The 15014-nt window shown below is 72.0% G+C and carries 14 protein-coding genes; 5 read left to right on the forward strand and 9 right to left on the reverse strand.

Going from position 1 to position 15014, the window contains the following annotated elements; translation table 11 throughout:
* Positions 1-5 precede the first annotated feature (5 nt).
* The 3 genes from DAE25_RS04315 to deoC are packed head-to-tail and all read right to left on the reverse strand — an operon-like array spanning position 6 to position 3333.
* Positions 6-869 carry an aldehyde dehydrogenase family protein gene (locus DAE25_RS04315; RefSeq protein WP_107765022.1) on the reverse strand — a complete coding sequence of 288 codons (864 nt, stop codon included), beginning with the start codon at positions 867-869 and terminating at the stop codon, positions 6-8.
* Positions 869-2335: an aldehyde dehydrogenase family protein gene (locus DAE25_RS04320; protein WP_234410852.1), complete on the reverse strand. Its 1467-nt coding sequence runs from the start codon at positions 2333-2335 to the stop codon at positions 869-871. The genes DAE25_RS04315 and DAE25_RS04320 overlap by 1 nt, the downstream gene beginning before the upstream one ends.
* 17 nt (positions 2336-2352) lie before the next feature.
* Positions 2353-3333, reverse strand: coding sequence for a deoxyribose-phosphate aldolase (deoC, locus tag DAE25_RS04325; protein ID WP_107765024.1), 981 nt, complete (start codon positions 3331-3333; stop codon positions 2353-2355).
* Positions 3334-3398: 65 nt separating this feature from the next.
* On the opposite strand from deoC, the gene DAE25_RS04330 reads away from it, so the two are divergent.
* Positions 3399-4004, forward strand: a complete 606-nt coding sequence (locus DAE25_RS04330) for a hypothetical protein (protein WP_107765025.1) — start codon at positions 3399-3401, stop codon at positions 4002-4004.
* A 31-nt stretch (positions 4005-4035) separates the two neighbouring features.
* The gene (locus DAE25_RS04335; RefSeq protein ID WP_199907432.1) at positions 4036-4935 is read left to right on the forward strand and encodes a CAP domain-containing protein; all 900 of its coding nucleotides are present in this window, start codon (positions 4036-4038) and stop codon (positions 4933-4935) included.
* Between the two features lie 7 nt (positions 4936-4942).
* Here DAE25_RS04335 and DAE25_RS04340 read toward each other — a convergent pair whose 3' ends face one another.
* Together DAE25_RS04340 and DAE25_RS04345 are read right to left on the reverse strand one after the other, a co-directional pair.
* Positions 4943-6601 carry a phospho-sugar mutase gene (locus tag DAE25_RS04340; RefSeq protein WP_107765026.1) on the reverse strand — a complete coding sequence of 553 codons (1659 nt, stop codon included), beginning with the start codon at positions 6599-6601 and terminating at the stop codon, positions 4943-4945.
* Between the two features lie 61 nt (positions 6602-6662).
* Positions 6663-7838, reverse strand: a complete 1176-nt coding sequence (locus DAE25_RS04345) for an HNH endonuclease signature motif containing protein (RefSeq protein WP_199907433.1) — start codon at positions 7836-7838, stop codon at positions 6663-6665.
* Positions 7839-8119: 281 nt separating this feature from the next.
* Here DAE25_RS04345 and DAE25_RS04350 point away from each other — a divergent pair, with 281 nt between their 5' ends.
* Positions 8120-9439 carry a DUF2252 domain-containing protein gene (locus tag DAE25_RS04350; RefSeq protein WP_107765027.1) on the forward strand — a complete coding sequence of 440 codons (1320 nt, stop codon included), beginning with the start codon at positions 8120-8122 and terminating at the stop codon, positions 9437-9439.
* 21 nt (positions 9440-9460) lie between these two features.
* Here DAE25_RS04350 and DAE25_RS04355 read toward each other — a convergent pair whose 3' ends face one another.
* Genes DAE25_RS04355 through DAE25_RS04365 form a run of 3 tightly spaced genes read right to left on the reverse strand, consistent with a single transcriptional unit; the run spans position 9461 to position 12425 of the window.
* Positions 9461-10444, reverse strand: a complete 984-nt coding sequence (locus tag DAE25_RS04355) for an aldo/keto reductase (RefSeq protein WP_107765028.1) — start codon at positions 10442-10444, stop codon at positions 9461-9463.
* Positions 10445-10474: 30 nt separating this feature from the next.
* Entirely contained in the window at positions 10475-12082 is a 1608-nt protein-coding gene (locus DAE25_RS04360; RefSeq protein ID WP_107765422.1) for an AMP-binding protein, read from the reverse strand.
* Between the two features lie 10 nt (positions 12083-12092).
* Positions 12093-12425 (reverse strand): hypothetical protein, encoded by a 333-nt coding sequence (locus DAE25_RS04365; protein WP_107765029.1) that lies wholly within the window; start codon positions 12423-12425, stop codon positions 12093-12095.
* A 70-nt stretch (positions 12426-12495) separates the two neighbouring features.
* On the opposite strand from DAE25_RS04365, the gene DAE25_RS04370 reads away from it, so the two are divergent.
* Positions 12496-13074, forward strand: coding sequence for a DinB family protein (locus DAE25_RS04370; RefSeq protein ID WP_107765030.1), 579 nt, complete (start codon positions 12496-12498; stop codon positions 13072-13074).
* A 7-nt stretch (positions 13075-13081) separates the two neighbouring features.
* Here DAE25_RS04370 and DAE25_RS04375 read toward each other — a convergent pair whose 3' ends face one another.
* Positions 13082-13471 (reverse strand): VOC family protein, encoded by a 390-nt coding sequence (locus DAE25_RS04375; protein ID WP_107765031.1) that lies wholly within the window; start codon positions 13469-13471, stop codon positions 13082-13084.
* Positions 13472-13581: 110 nt separating this feature from the next.
* Here DAE25_RS04375 and DAE25_RS04380 point away from each other — a divergent pair, with 110 nt between their 5' ends.
* On the forward strand, positions 13582-14901 hold the full coding sequence (locus DAE25_RS04380; protein WP_107765032.1) for a ferredoxin reductase family protein: 1320 nt from the start codon (positions 13582-13584) through the stop codon (positions 14899-14901).
* Positions 14902-15014: the final 113 nt, after the last annotated feature.

The raw sequence follows: 15014 nt of genomic DNA on the forward strand, positions 1-15014 counted from the left end.
TGGTGTCAGATCCCGATCGGGTGCCAGACCGTCTTGGTCTCGAGCCAGTCGGTCATCCGGTCGGTGCCCGGCGTGGCCAGCCAGTCGACCTCGACCAGGGGCGCGCGGCGTACGCGCTTGAGGTTGTCGGCCGCGGCCTCCTCCAGCGACGTCGCGAGCGCGGGGTCCTCGACGCCGGTGAGGTCGAGACCGTTGACGTCCATGTGCGAGGCGAGCCAGGGCGCCACCTCGGCGGCCGAGCCGGTCAGCACGTTGACCACCCCACCCGGGAGGTCGGACGTCGCCATGACCTCGCCCAGCGTGATCGCGGTGAGCGGGTGCGGCTCGCTGGCGATGACCACGCAGGTGTTGCCGGTGGTGATGATCGGCGCCACCACGCTGACGAGCCCGAGGAGCGGGCCGCGCGGGGCGACGACGGCCACGACACCGGTCGGCTCGGGGGAGGAGATGTTGAAGTAGGGCCCGGCGACCGGGTTGGCGGTGCCGACGACCTGGGTGATCTTGTCGGCCCACCCGGCGTACCAGACGAGCCGGTCGATCGCGGCGTCGACAGCGGTGTTGGCCTTGCTGGCCGAGACGCCCTCGGAGGCGCGCAGCTCGGCGACGAACTGGTCGCGCCGGCCCTCCAGCACCTCGGCGATGCGGTAGACGACCTGGCCGCGGTTGTAGGCGGTGCGCCCGGACCAGCCGCCGAAGGCCTTGCGGGCCGCGACGACGGCGTCCCGGGCGTCCTTGCGGGAGGCCTGCGAGGCGTTGGCCATCAGCGCGCCCTTCGCGTCGTTGACGAGGTAGGTGCGGCCCGACTCCGAGCGCGGGAAGGCGCCGCCGATGTAGAGCTTGTAGGTCTTCTTCACGTCGATGCGCGCCATCAGGCGTCCGCTCCCTTCAGGTACGCCGCCAGGCCGGGCAGGCCACCCTCGCGGCCGTAGCCCGACTCCTTGTAGCCGCCGAAGGGCGACGTCGGGTCGAACTTGTTGAACGTGTTGGCCCACACGACGCCGGCCCGCAGGTGGTTGGCCATCCAGAGGATGCGCGAGCCCTTGTCGGTCCAGACGCCGGCAGAGAGGCCGTACGGCGTGTTGTTGGCCTTCTCGACCGCCTCGGCGGGGGTGCGGAAGGTCAGCACCGACAGGACCGGCCCGAAGACCTCCTCGCGGGCGATGCGGTGGGCCTGGGTGACGCCGGTGAAGACGGTCGGCGGGAACCAGAAGCCCTGCGACGGCAGGTCGCACGCCGGCGACCAGCGCTCGCCGGCCCCGGCGACCTCCTGCTCGCCGATGTCGGACAGCTCGCGGATCTTGGCCAGCTGCTCGGCCGAGTTGATGGCGCCGACGTCGGTGTTCTTGTCGAGGGGGTCGCCCACGCGCAGCGTTGCCATCCGGCGCTTGAGGCGCTCCATGACCTCGTCGGCGACGTTCTCCTGCACCAGCAGCCGGGAGCCCGCGCAGCAGACGTGGCCCTGGTTGAAGAAGATGCCGTTGACGATGCCCTCGACGGCCTGGTCGACCGGGGCGTCGTCGAAGACGATGTTGGCGGCCTTGCCGCCGAGCTCGAGGGTGACCTTCTTGCGGGTGCCGGCGACGGCACGCGCGATGGCCTTGCCGACCTCGGTGGAGCCGGTGAAGGCCACCTTGTCGACGTCCGGGTGGGACACGATCGCCTGGCCGGTCGCGCCGGCGCCGGTGACGATGTTGACCACGCCGGGCGGCAGGTCGGCCTGCTGGCAGATCTCCGCGAAGAGCAGCGCCGTCAGCGGCGTCGTCTCGGCGGGCTTGAGGACCACCGTGTTGCCCGCGGCCAGCGCGGGCGCGACCTTCCAGGCCAGCATCAGCAGCGGGAAGTTCCACGGGATGACCTGGCCGGCGACGCCGTGCGCCTGCGGGTTGGCGCCGAGGCCGGCGTGCTCGAGCTTGTCGGCCCAGCCGGCGTAGTAGAAGAAGTGCGCGGCGACGGTGGGGATGTCGACGTCGCGGGACTCCTTGATCGGCTTGCCGTTGTCGATCGACTCGAGCACGGCGAGCTCGCGGCCGCGCTCCTGGATCAGCCGGGCGATGCGGAAGAGGTACTTCGCGCGCTCGCTGCCGGGCATCCGCGACCAGACGCGGGTGTAGGCCCGCCGGGCGGCCTTGACCGCCAGGTCGACGTCGGCCTCGTCGGCCTCGGCGACCTCGGCGAGGACCTCCTCGGTCGACGGGCTGATCGTCTTGAAGCTCTTGCCGTGGCCGTCGACGAACTCGCCGTCGATGAACAGGCCATACGACGGCTTGATGTCGACGATGGAGCGCGACTCGGGGGCCGGGGCGTACTCGAAGAACGGGGTGGAGGTGTCGGGCACCTTGACCATGATTCGCCTCAGTCCAGGGTGAAGTAGTCGGGACCGGAGTAGCGGCCGGTCTGCATCTTGGTGCGCTGCATCAGCAGGTCGTTGAGCAGCGTGGAGGCTCCGAAGCGGAACCAGTCGGGGTCGAGCCAGTCGGGACCGGCGACCTCGTTGACCATCACGAGGTACTTGATGGCGTCCTTGGACGTGCGGATGCCGCCGGCCGGCTTGACGCCGATCATCTGACCGGTCATCTCGCGGTAGTCGCGGACGGCCTCGAGCATGATCATCGTGACCGGCAGCGTGGCCGCCGGCTGCACCTTGCCGGTGGAGGTCTTGATGAAGTGGCCGCCGGCCATCATCGCGAGCCACGAGGCGCGGCGGACGTTGTCGTAGGTCTGCAGCTCGCCGGTCTCGAAGATGACCTTGAGGTGGGCACTGTGGCCATCAGGGCGGGCGCAGGCCTCGCGGACGGCGACGATCTCGTCGTACACCTGCTGGTAGCGACCGGAGAGGAACGCGCCCCGGTCGATGACCATGTCGATCTCGTCCGCGCCCGCCTCGACGGCGTCGCGGGTGTCGGCCAGCTTGATGTCGAGGGCCGCGCGGCCGCTGGGGAACGCGGTGGCGACGGCGGCGACGTTGACGCCGGAGTCGCCGAGGGTCTGCTTGGCGGTCGCGACCATGTCGGGGTAGACGCAGACCGCGGCGGCGGCGGGGCAGGACGGGTCGGCGGGGTCGGGGCGCATCGCCTTGGAGGCCAGCGCGCGGACCTTGCCGTGGGTGTCCTGGCCCTCGAGCGTCGTCAGGTCGACCATCCGGATCGCGAGGTCGATGGCGAACGCCTTCGCGGTCGTCTTGATGGACCGGGTGCCCAGGCTGGCGGCGCGGGCCTCCGCGCCGACCTGGTCGACCCCGGGGAGGCCGTGGAGGAAGCGGCGCAGGGAGGACTCGGACGAGGTGATGTCGTCGAAGACCCCTGCACTCGCCGTTGAGGCAGAAGTGGTCGTCACCGACCCAGCATAGGGTTGGTGACGGCCTCGTGGACAAACCGCGAGGACCCCCAGGAGGAGCGTGGATGCAGCAGCAACCGGTGGAGCGGTTCGACCCGACGAGTGGACGCGTGACGGCCGTGCTGGTCCTCGTCCTCGCCGGTGTCGTGGTCGTCGCAGGGACGGTCGACGCGGGCTCGGTGCCCCTCCCGGTGCTGGCCGGTGCGGTGCTGGCCGCCGTGCTCGCCTGGGCCTCCATGCTGCGTCCCGCGCTGTGGGCCACGACCGAGCACCTCGTCATGCGCAACATGCTGGAGACCGTCCACGTGCCCCTCGCCGCGATCGAGCAGCTGGCCGTGCGGCAGGTGCTGGCGCTCAAGGCGGGGGAGAAGCGCTACGTCTCCACGGTCGTCGGGCGGCCGCTGCGCAAGGCGATGCGCACCGGCCGCTCCGGCCGCTCCGGCAGCGCGCCCGTCGAGGACGCGGCGCCGGCCCCGGGCCTGCCCTACGCGGACTTCGTCGAGCAGCGGCTCCACCAGCTGATGGAGGAGGCCCGCACGGCGGCGGGCGTGGAGTCCCTCTCCGACGAGCAGCTCGCGCTGGCCGCGGACGTACGCCGGGAGCCGGCCTGGGTGCCGATCGGCCTGACCGTGCTCTCGGCCGTGGCCTTCGTGGCGTCGCTGTTCGTCTGACACCGGCGCCGCCCGAGTGGACAATGCGCGCATGCCCCGTCCGTCCGCCGTCCTGCGTCCTCGCGCTCTGCGTGGCGTCCTGCTCTTGGTGCTGCCCCTCGTCGTGGCCGCACTGGTGACGGTGCCGCTCGTCGGGACCTCCGGCGCGGGCCCACGCACGAGCGTGGCCGGGTGGTCGTCGGGCACGGTGAGCGTCGGCGCGGGTGACGTGCTCACGTTCCGGGTCGTGGTGCGCAGCCCCGGCCGCGCCCGCGTCCGGATGGTCCGGCTGCAGAGCCGTGCGCGGCCCACGGGCGCGTGGAGCTCGTCCCGCTGGAGCGGTACGTCGCGGCGCGGGGTCGTCCGGCTGCGCTGGTCGGCACCGGGTCCCGACACCTCCCGGTGGCTGCGCGTCCAGGTGCGTCGTGCCACGGGATCTCCGGCGACCGTCACGCGGGCCAAGCGGGTGGTGGTCGCTCCGGAGCCGGAGGGCACGACGTCGACTCCCACTCCGGAGCCGTCCGACGAGGGGTTCGCCCAGGACGTGCTCCGTCTCACCAACGCGGCCCGGTCGGTGGCGCGGACGTGCGGCGACACGGCGTACCCCGCCGTCCCCCCGGTCACGGGCGACGGGCGTCTCGACGCAGCCGCGGACGCGCACGCCGTCGACATGGGGACCCGGGACTACTTCTCGCACACCTCGCTCGGCGACGGCCGCTCTCCGGGCGACCGGATCACGGCCGCGGGCTACACCTGGAGGACCTACGGCGAGAACATCGCGGCGGGCTACGGCTCCCCGGGCGCCGTGGTCCAGGGGTGGCTGGACAGCGCCGGTCACTGCCGCAACCTGATGAACCCCGCGTTCACCCAGCTCGGCGTCGGGCACGCCGACGTGCCGGGGTCGACGTACGACGACTACTGGGTGCAGAACTTCGCGGCACCGGCCGCCTGACGGGACCTCAGAGCCCGGCCGCGGCCTTGATGTCCGCACCGATCGCGTCGAGCCGGCCGGCCGCAGCGATGCGCGCCGCGTCCACGCCGTCCTCCGGGTCGACCGGGACGACCACCTCGAGGTAGCACTTGACCTTGGGCTCGGTGCCGCTCGGGCGCACGATCACCCGGGCGCCGTCCGCCAGGGAGTAGCGCAGGCCGTCGGTGGGCGGCAGGGCGTCGCTGCCCAGCGAGAGGTCGTCGACACGCTGCACGGCGAGCCCGCCGAGCGTCGTGGGCGGCGTGGTGCGCAGCCGCTCCATGGTCGCGGGGATCTCCGAGAGGTCGTCGAAGCGCACCGAGACCTGGTCGGTGGCGTGCAGGCCGTGCTCGAGGGCGATGTCGTCGAGGAGGTCGGTGAGGCCCCGGCCCTCGGCCTTCGCGGCGGCGGCCAGCTCGCACACCAGCACCAGCGCGGAGACGCCGTCCTTGTCGCGCACGTGCTCGGGGTCGACGCAGTAGCCCAGCGCCTCCTCGTAGCCGAACGCGAGGCCCTCGACGCGGCCGATCCACTTGAAGCCGGTCAGCGTCTCCTCGTGGGGCTGGCCGGCGGCCGCCGCCATCTTGGCCAGCAGCGACGACGAGACGATGGAGTTCGCGTAGGTGCCGTGCTTGCCGCGGCTCAGCAGGTGGTGGCCGAGCAGCGCCCCCACCTCGTCGCCGCGCAGCATCCGCCAGCCGTGCGGGCCTGGGACCGCGACGGCGCAGCGGTCGGCGTCGGGGTCGTTGGCCACCACGATGTCGGCGCCCTTGGCGGCCGCGAGGGCCATCGCGAGGTCCATCGCGCCCGGCTCCTCCGGGTTGGGGAAGACGACGGTGGGGAAGTCCGGGTCGGGGTGCTCCTGCTCCTCGACGACGTGCGGCGCGGCGAAGCCGGCCGTCTCCAGCGCCTGCGCGACCGCCGTGCCGCCGACGCCGTGCAGGGGCGTGTAGACGGTGACGAGGTCGCGCGGGCCGTCGCCGGCGAGCTCGGCCACGGTGTCGAGGTAGCGGTCGACGATCTGCTCGTCGACGACCTTGCCGGGACCCCCGCGGGGTACGTCGGCCAGCGCACCGACGGCGGCGATCCGCTCGGCGATGCCGGTGTCGGCGGGCGGCACGATCTGGCTGCCGTCCCCGAGGTAGACCTTGTAGCCGTTGTCCTGGGGCGGGTTGTGGCTGGCGGTGACCATCACGCCCGCCACGCAGCCGAGCTCGCGGATCGCGTAGGCCAGCAGCGGGGTGGGCAACGGCCGGGGCAGGGTCATGGCCTTGAAGCCGGCGCCGGTCATGACCTCGGCGGTGTCCCGGGCGAAGACGTCGCTGTTGTGCCGGGCGTCGTACCCGATGACGACGGTGCCGCCGGCGGCGCCGGTGTCGCGGAGGTAGGCCGCCAGCCCGGCCGCGGCGCGGATGACGACGACCCGGTTCATCCGGTGGGGGCCTGCGCCGAGGGCGCCACGCAGCCCGGCCGTGCCGAACTCCAGCGTCCCGGCGAAGCGGTCGGCGAGGTCGGCGGGGTCGCCGCCCGCCTCGACGTCGGCGACGACGGCCTCCAGCTCGGCACGGGTGGCCGGGTCGGGGTCCTCGGCCGCCCAGGCGCGGGCGCGGTCGATCAGGGTGCTGCGGTCCTCGGTGGCGGTGCTCATGGGGGCACGGTATCGGCGGGGGAGCGGGTGAGTGCTCCCCGGACGGGAATCGACGGCGTCGTCAGCCCGCGAGGACGTAGTCGATCGTCAAGGGAGGGATGTCCCGGTCCCGGATGCGCGCCACCGGCGGTGGTCGGGTGGCGATGCTGTGGCCGGTCGGGCTGGTGGTCACCACGCCCCCGTCCGGCCCCGGTCTCGCCCGCCAGCCCGGCGTGTCCTTGGCGTAGTTGCAGGCCTCGCACAGGCCCTGGGCGTTGTCCGCGGCGGTCGGTCCCTCGTCGGCGTGCCGGCGCGGGTGGTCGACGTGCCGGATGGGTGCGTCGCACCAGGGGGTCCGGCAGACCCGGTCACGCAACCGGACGAAGCGGGCGAGACCGCCGCGGAAGCTCCGCCCGCGTGCGTCCATGGAAACCAGCTCACCGGTCGCGGGGCTCGCGTAGAGACGACGGAGCCAGATCCTCTCGTCGCGATCGCACGCGCCCACCACGATCTCCCTGGCCAGCTCGGCCGGGATGGGGCCGAAGCCGTCGAGGTGGGCAGGCTCGTCGGCGTCACCGAAGAGGGCCGCGTCGCTCATGACCAGCCCGAGAGACACTCCCGGAGATCCGGCCGTGCCGCCGGCGCCGCCTCGTACGCCCTCCACCAGCGTGTCGGCCATCACCTGCGCGCGGGACCGCTCGTCGCCGGCCGCCCGGGCGGCGTCGGCGGACCGGGTCAATGCGGCGAGGACGGCAACGCCGTCCTTCACGGGAAGGAGCGCGGTCAGGTAGGTCATGGTGTCCGGGGCCGGTCGCAGGGTGACCCGCCTCTCGGACTCCGCCCGCCGACGCCGCGCGACGAGGGCGGCGGCGTCGAGACGGGCGACCTCCCTGAGGCAGGCTCCGGCCAGCTCGCGGTCCCCCATCGCCTCGAGGGCCGAGGGGTCCCCGGCGACCACCTCGTCCACGACCATCCGGTCGGCGAGCGAGAGGCAGGCGGTCTCACGGGCGACGATCGTCGCCTTCCATTCGGTGATGCGGCCCGCCCGCCAGGCCGACCACGTGTGCGGCAGCTCGCGGGCGACGACCTTGGCCAGGCCGAGGTGCTGACGGCCGCGGTGCGGCGACTCCCGCCGGGCCCGCCCCACCTGGTCGGCCACGCCTGCTCCCTGCCTGGCTGCCGGGACGCCGGCGTCGGCCTGGGCGGCCCGCTGCGACTCGTCGAGCTCGCGGGAGAGGTGGGCCTGGGCCGCCGTCACGACGCACCCGAGTCGCTCGAGCGCCCGGAGCGCGTCGATGCGCTCGGCGTCGTCCAGGCCGCTCGCGGCCTCCAGTCGGGAGGACAGGGCAAACGGTCCAGGCCTCGACGTCCGACGCGCACAGCACGGCCTGGCGACCCGTGGTGGGGCCGCTCGGTGCGTGAGCCGGATCGATGTCGAACATATGTTCGATTCTACCCGCTCGCGCACGCCGTGGGAAGCGGTGCAGGCGGGCCTGGGGAGAAGTCGGGCCACGTCTCGTCACGGGCTAGATTGCCCGCATGTCACCGTCGAGCACCACCGCCCGCACCGACACGATCATCGAGGTCATCCGGGAGGCGTTCGCCCCTCTCATGCGGGCCGACCCCGTGGCCTTCCGGGCGAAGTACCGCAAGATGGCGCTGGACCCGCACGCCTTCTACCGCGGCTCGGCGTGCCTCTACTACAGCGACGTGACGCAGGAGCCCGACGAGTGGTCCCGGCACGGCGCCGAGCGGATCTGGATCCACGGCGACCTGCACGTGGAGAACTTCGGCACCTACCTCAACTCCGACGGCCGGCTGATCTTCGACATCAACGACTTCGACGAGGCCTACCTCGGCCGCTTCGTGTGGGACCTGCAGCGCTTCGCCGCCAGCCTCGCGCTGATCGGCTGGCAGAAGGCGCTGCCGGAGGACGCCGTGCGCAAGCTGATCGGCCGCTACCTGCGCTCCTACCTGTCCCAGGTGGACCACTACGCCGGCACCGAGGAGGACGACGACTTCTCCCTCAACCTCGAGAACGCCGACGGGCCCGTGCTGGTGGCCCTCGAGCGAGCGAGGGCGCTGCGTCGCGCCGACCTGCTCGACGAGGTGACCGTGCTGACCAAGGGCGCCCGGCGCTTCATCGAGGACGGGACGGCGCGTCGCCTCGGCCGGGACGAGCGCGACAAGGTGGTCGCGGCGTTCCACTCCTACCTCGACACCATCCCGCAGTCCAAGCGCTTCGACCGGGCGCTGTTCTACGAGCTGCGCGACGTGGTCGGCAAGTCCGGCTTCGGGATCGGCAGCGCCGGCCTCCCGGCGTACAACATCCTCGTCGAGGGCTACAGCCAGGCGCTGGACAACGACGTCGTGCTGTCGATGAAGCAGGCCAACGTCCCGGCGGTCTCGCGCTTCGTCGACACCGCCGATGTGGACGCCTACTTCACGCACGAGGGCCACCGGACGTCGGTGAGCCAGCGGGCGCTGCAGGTCCACACCGACCCGCTGCTCGGCTACACCGACATCGACGGCACGGGCTTCGTGGTGAGCGAGGTGTCGCCGTACGAGGTCGACCTCGACTGGTCCAACATCAACGAGCCCGAGGACATGCGCGCCGTGGTCGGCCTGCTCGGTCGGGCCACCGCCAAGATCCACTGCGCCTCCGACGAGGACAGCGACCAGGACCTGGTCGACATCCAGGTCGAGAAGGCCATCGTCGACTCGCTGAAGGGCCGACGCCGCGAGTTCGGCGACTGGCTCTGCCAGTGGGGCATCGACTACGCGATGCGGGTCCGCGATGACCACTCGCTGTTCGTCGACGCCTTCCGCGAGGGCCGGATGGGGATGGCCTCGACCTGAGGCCACCCCCGAGCGGTGGCCTCAGGCGTCGATGGAGGACATGTCGCCGTACCGCTCGCCGACCACCGCGTCGCGCGGCACGGCCGCGTCGAGGGCGGCCAGGTCGTCGGCGGTGAGGTGCACGTCGGCGGCGCCGACGTTCTCCTCGAGGTAGGCGACCCGCTTGGTGCCGGGGATCGGGACGACGTCCTCACCCTGTGCAAGGACCCAGGCGAGCGCGAGCTGGCCGGGCGTGCAGTCCTTGTCCTCGGCGAACCTGCGCACCTTGTCGACCAGCACGAGGTTGGCGTCGAGCGCCTCGCCGGTGAAGCGGGGGAAGTACGCCGAGGCGCGCGAGTCGCCCTCGGGCAGGGTGCCGGGACGGATCGCTCCGGTGAGGATGCCGCGACCGAGCGGGGAGTAGGGGACCAGGCCGATGCCGAGCTCGCGGAGCACCGGCAGGATCTCGTCCTCGAGGTCGCGGGTGAAGAGCGAGTACTCCGTCTGGAGCGCGGTGATCGGGTGGGTGGCGTGCGCCTTGCGGATGTTGGTGGCGGAGGCCTCCGAGAGCCCGAGGTGGCGGACCTTGCCGGCCTCGACCAGCTCGGCCATGGCGCCGACGGTCTCCTCGATCGGGACCGACCGGTCGACACGGTGCTGGTAGTAGAGGTCGATGTGGTCGACGCCGAGCCGCTGCAGGCTGGCGTCGCAGGCGGCGCGGACGTACTCCGGCTTGCCGTTGATGCCGACGCGCGTGCCGTCGGGCTTGCGCTCGTTGCCGAACTTGGTGGCCAGCTGGACCTCGTCACGGCGTCCGGCGATGGCCTTGCCGACGAGCTGCTCGTTGGTGAAGGGGCCGTACATGTCGGCCGTGTCGAGGAACGTCACGCCCAGGTCGAGGGCGCGGTGGATGGTGTCGATGCCCTGCTGCTCGTCCGCCGAGCCGTAGAACTCGCTCATGCCCATGCAGCCGAGGCCCATGGTCGAGACGGTGAGGTCGCCGAGCTGTCGCTTCTGGATCGTCATGTCCTCGAGTCAACGGGGTGGAGCGCCGACTCACAACCCCAGCAGGCGTGTGGTCTCGGTGCGCATCTCGACCTTGCGGACCTTGCCCGTGACGGTCATCGGGAACTCGTCGACCACCAGGACGTAGCGCGGGACCTTGTAGTGCGCGAGCTTGCCGGTAGCGAACTCGCGGACCGCCGCCGCGTCGAGCGGGTCCGCGCCGGGCCGCATCCGCAGCCAGGCGCAGAGCTCCTCGCCGTACTTCTCGTCCGGGACGCCGACCACCTGGACGTCCTCGATGTCCGGGTGGGAGTAGAGGAACTCCTCGATCTCCCGGGGGTAGATGTTCTCGCCGCCGCGGATGACCATGTCCTTGATCCGGCCGGTGATCGAGAGGTTGCCGGCCTCGTCCATCACCGCGAGGTCGCCGGTGTGCATCCAGCCGTCGCGCAGCACCTCGGCGGTCTTCTCCGGCTCGTCCCAGTAGCCGAGCATCACCGAGTAGCCCTTGGTCGCCAGCTCGCCCGACTCGCCGCGGGGCACCGTGTCGCCGCTGAGCGGGTCGACGACCTTGACCTCGAGGTGGGGTCCGACGCGACCGACGGTGCCGACCTTGACGTCGAAGGCGTCGTCGGTGCGGGTCTGGGTGGAGACCGGTGACGTCTCGGTCATGCCGTAGCAGATGGTCATCTCGGTGATGCCGGCGTCGATCAGCTTGCGCATCATCTCGGCGGGGCACGGGGAGCCGGCCATGATCCCGGTCCGGACCGACGAGAGGTCGTACGACGCGAAGTCCGGCAGTGCCCACTCCGCGATGAACATCGTGGGGACGCCGTACAGGCTGGTGCAGCGCTCCTGGGAGACCGCGGCGAGCGTCAGGGCGGGGTCGAAGCCCGGTGCGGGGATGACCATCGTGGCGCCGTGGGTGAGGGCCGCGAGGTTGCCCATGACCATCCCGAAGCAGTGGTAGAACGGCACCGGGATACAGATGCGGTCCTCGTGGGTGTAGCGGCACACCTCGCCGACGAACCATCCGTTGTTGAGGATGTTGCGGTGGCTGAGGGTCGCGCCCTTGGGGAAGCCGGTGGTGCCCGACGTGTACTGGATGTTGATCGGGTCGTCGGGGTCCAGGGCCTGCTCGCGGTCCGCGAGGTCGGCGTCGTCGACCGCGTCGCCGCCGGCCAGCAGGGCGTCCCACGCGTCCCCGCCGAGGACGGTGCTCGCGGTGAGTGCGGTGCACTGGTCGCGGACCTCGTCGAGCATCGCGACGTAGTCGCTGGTCTTGAAGCTCTCGGCCAGGAAGAGGTGGCTGATGCCCGCCTGGTTGAGCACGAAGGCGAGCTCGTGGGTGCGGTAGGCCGGGTTGATGGTGACCAGCACGGCGCCGATGCGGGCCGTGGCGAGCTGGACGATCGTCCACTCGGCGCAGTTGGGGGCCCAGATGCCGACCCGGTCGCCCCGCGCGGTGCCGCCGGCGAGCAGAGCCTTGGCCAGGCGTCGTACGTCGGCGTCGAGCTCGGCCCACGTCCACCGCCGACCGGAGCTGACCTCCACCACCGCCTCGTGGTCGGGGTGCTCCGCGACCGTGCGGGTCAGGCACGCCCCGATCGTCTCGTCGAGCAGGGCGGGGGTGGTCTCTCCCACGGCGTGTGAGTCCATGCCGCCCACCCTAGAGCTGCAGGACCTGCACGGACACGAGGTACGCCGCCGCGACGGCGGCCGGGTCGTGCAGGTCTCCGGGGTGCTGCCGTGCCGCCTCGGCCCGCGCGCGGATCGCTGCGGCGGGGTCCTCGGCGGCGAGGTCGGCGCCCAGCGCCTCGACGACGGCAGCGCGGTCGTGGTCGTCGAGGCCGTCGAGCGCGAGGCTGTCGTGCAGGAGGGCCGCGGCCTCGCGGAACACCTCGAGCGCCATCTCGAGGTCCGCGTCGGGGCGAGCGGCGGCGGCCGCCTCCGCGGCGGCGCGGAACTCGTCGTACGGCGGGCCGGAGGGGGTGGTCGACATCCCGCGATGTTCGCAAGGTGCTGCCTGGCCGGCAACCGGAATATCGGGCGCGTGCGGCAGGGTGGGCGCCATGAGCGACGCACAGAAGAAGCAGCTGCACGACTACCTCGTCGAGAGCCGCGAGGCGCTGCGCTGGAAGACCGAGGGCCTGTCGGAGTACGACGTGCGCCGGCCGCTCACGCCGACCGGCACCAACCTGCTCGGACTGGTCAAGCACCTGTCGATCGTCGAGGCGTCGTACTTCGGCGCGACCTTCGGCCGGCCGTTCCCCCGGCACCTGCCGTGGTGGGACGACGACGCCCCGGAGGAGGCCGACATGTGGGCGACCGCGGAGGAGGGGCGTGAGGAGATCCTCGGGACCTACCGGGAGGCGACGGAGCACGCCGACGAGACGATCCGGTCACTGGCCATCGATGCCCCCGGCCACGTGTCCTGGTGGTCGCGCCCCGACGTCACGCTGCACGGCGTGCTGGTGCACGTGGTCGCGGAGACCGCCCGGCACGTGGGGCACGCCGACATCGTGCGCGAGCTGGTCGACGGGCAGGTGGGCATGCGGGCCGCCAACTCCAACCTGGCGCCGCACGACGGGCAGGGGTGGGTCGACCACCGCGCGCGGGTCGAGGCGGCCGCTCGCGCAGCCTCGGGGTGAGGCGGCCCTAATCGAGGCAGAACTCGTTGCCTTCGACGTCCTGCATCACCAGGCACGACTCGTTGTCCTCGTCGGCCTCCAGCAGCCGCACCCGGGTCGCTCCGAGGGGGAGCAGGCGGGCGCACTCGGCCTCGAGCGCAGCCAGGCGCTCCTCACCGACCAGTCCGGTGCCGACCCGTACGTCGAGGTGCACCCGGTTCTTGACGACCTTGCCCTCGGGGACGCGCTGGAAGTAGAGCCGCGGGCCCTTGCCGGTGGGATCGGCGCACGCGAAGCCCGAGTGATCGTCCTCGGTCGGGGGTGGGGCGACGTAGCCCAGCACCTCGCACCAGAACCGCGCGAGCCGCAGCGGCTCCGCGCAGTCGAACGTGACCTGGACTTCCCTGACCGTCGGCATCCGGCCACCCTAGGTGCGTACGACGCCTGCGTTCACGTGGTTTCCGTGGCCTCGCGGAGGAGCCCGAACGGGCCATGTCCCCGTGGTCCGCTCCCTCGCTACCGTGAATCATGGGGTCTCGTACAGGCCTGATGGTGTGGGCGGGGCTGTTCCTGGTTGCCCTCATCGGACCCCTGGTGGCGAGCTGGGTGCTCCTCGACTCCGTCTTCACCTCTCCCGCCGAGGAGATCGCCACGACGACCGGCCTGCTGGCGCTCTCGGCCCTCCTCCTCGCGCTGGTCATGCCCGCCCGGCTGCGGTCGCTGGTCGCCACGCTGGGGATCGAGAAGATCCTGCGCGGCCACCGCCTGCTGGCCCTGACGGCTCTGGGGCTGGTGCTGGCCCACGTCGTCCTGGTGCTGCTCACGGACCCGCGGGGGCTGACGATCCTCGACCTCCGGGACACGACGCCCGCCGCGTGGGCGGGCACCCTCTCGACCCTGGCCCTCGCGCTGGGAGTGGCCCTCGGCCTGCGCCGGCGGAAGCGGCGCCCGCGCTACGAGGGGTGGCGGCTCGTGCACATCGCTCTCGCGACGATCGTCGTCGTGACCGGCTTCCTGCACGTGTGGTGGCTGGACAACCTGGTCAACCACGCGGTGTTCGGGGTGTGGCTCCTGGTGCTGGCGGTGGCCACGCTGGTCATCGCGTCGAGGCGCTGGGTCTGGCTCCCCTGGCGAGCCCACCGGCGTTCCTACGTGCTCGAGGAGGTGCGGCCCGAGGCCGGCGACGCCGTGACCCTGGTGATGCATGCGCACGGGCACGACGGGCGGCCGTTCGCGGCCGGGCAGTTCGCCTGGCTCAAGATCGGCTCGTCGTCCTTCGTCTTCGAGGAGCACCCGTTCACCATCTCCTCGACCGCGGAGCAACCCCACCGCAAGACCTTCACCATCAAGGCGCTCGGTGACTTCAGCGAGCTGCTGCGGGGGTTGCGACCCGGTCGTCGCGTCTTCCTCGACGGCCCCTACGGCGGGTTCACGATGGATGGCCTCGACCGGTCGGAGGGATTCGTCCTGATCGCCGGCGGCGTCGGGATCACGCCGATGCTGAGCATGCTGCGCACCCTCAGCGACCGCGGCGACCGCCGCCACCACCACCTGCTGGTCGGGGCCAGGACCGTGGACGAGCTCATGCTGCGGGCGGAGATCGACCAGCTCCGCGACGAGCTCGACCTCGCGGTCACCGAGGTGATCGAGGCGCCGCCGGACGACTGGCCGGGCGAGACGGGGCGGATCGACAACGAGCTCCTGGAGCGGTGCCTCCCACGGCACTACCGCCACCACGACTACTTCCTGTGCGGCCCGCCGCCGATGGTGATCGCCGTGGGCCGGCAGCTGCGGGACCGGGGGATCCCGACGCGGCGGATCCACACCGAGCAGTTCGACGTGGTCTGACCGGGTCCACGTCCCGGCTGCTCCCGATCGAGTGTGCGCAAAAGCACCATCGCCGTGCCTGGTCCGGTGCTTCCACGCACAGTCGTGTCGGCTGTCCGCGTCGTCGGTTGCCG

This window comes from Nocardioides terrigena, from assembly GCF_003047265.1.
Taxonomy (GTDB): Bacteria; Actinomycetota; Actinomycetes; order Propionibacteriales; family Nocardioidaceae; genus Nocardioides; species Nocardioides terrigena.

Coding starts and splice junctions, on each gene's coding strand:
- DAE25_RS04315 (WP_107765022.1), bottom strand. CDS start 869: ATGGCGCGCATCGACGTGAAGAAGACCTACAAGCTCTACATCGGCGGC.
- DAE25_RS04330 (WP_107765025.1), top strand. CDS start 3,399: ATGCAGCAGCAACCGGTGGAGCGGTTCGACCCGACGAGTGGACGCGTG.
- DAE25_RS04335 (WP_199907432.1), top strand. CDS start 4,036: ATGCCCCGTCCGTCCGCCGTCCTGCGTCCTCGCGCTCTGCGTGGCGTC.
- DAE25_RS04340 (WP_107765026.1), bottom strand. CDS start 6,601: ATGAGCACCGCCACCGAGGACCGCAGCACCCTGATCGACCGCGCCCGC.
- DAE25_RS04350 (WP_107765027.1), top strand. CDS start 8,120: ATGTCACCGTCGAGCACCACCGCCCGCACCGACACGATCATCGAGGTC.
- DAE25_RS04355 (WP_107765028.1), bottom strand. CDS start 10,444: ATGACGATCCAGAAGCGACAGCTCGGCGACCTCACCGTCTCGACCATG.
- DAE25_RS04360 (WP_107765422.1), bottom strand. CDS start 12,082: ATGGACTCACACGCCGTGGGAGAGACCACCCCCGCCCTGCTCGACGAG.
- DAE25_RS04365 (WP_107765029.1), bottom strand. CDS start 12,425: ATGTCGACCACCCCCTCCGGCCCGCCGTACGACGAGTTCCGCGCCGCC.
- DAE25_RS04370 (WP_107765030.1), top strand. CDS start 12,496: ATGAGCGACGCACAGAAGAAGCAGCTGCACGACTACCTCGTCGAGAGC.
- DAE25_RS04375 (WP_107765031.1), bottom strand. CDS start 13,471: ATGCCGACGGTCAGGGAAGTCCAGGTCACGTTCGACTGCGCGGAGCCG.
- DAE25_RS04380 (WP_107765032.1), top strand. CDS start 13,582: ATGGGGTCTCGTACAGGCCTGATGGTGTGGGCGGGGCTGTTCCTGGTT.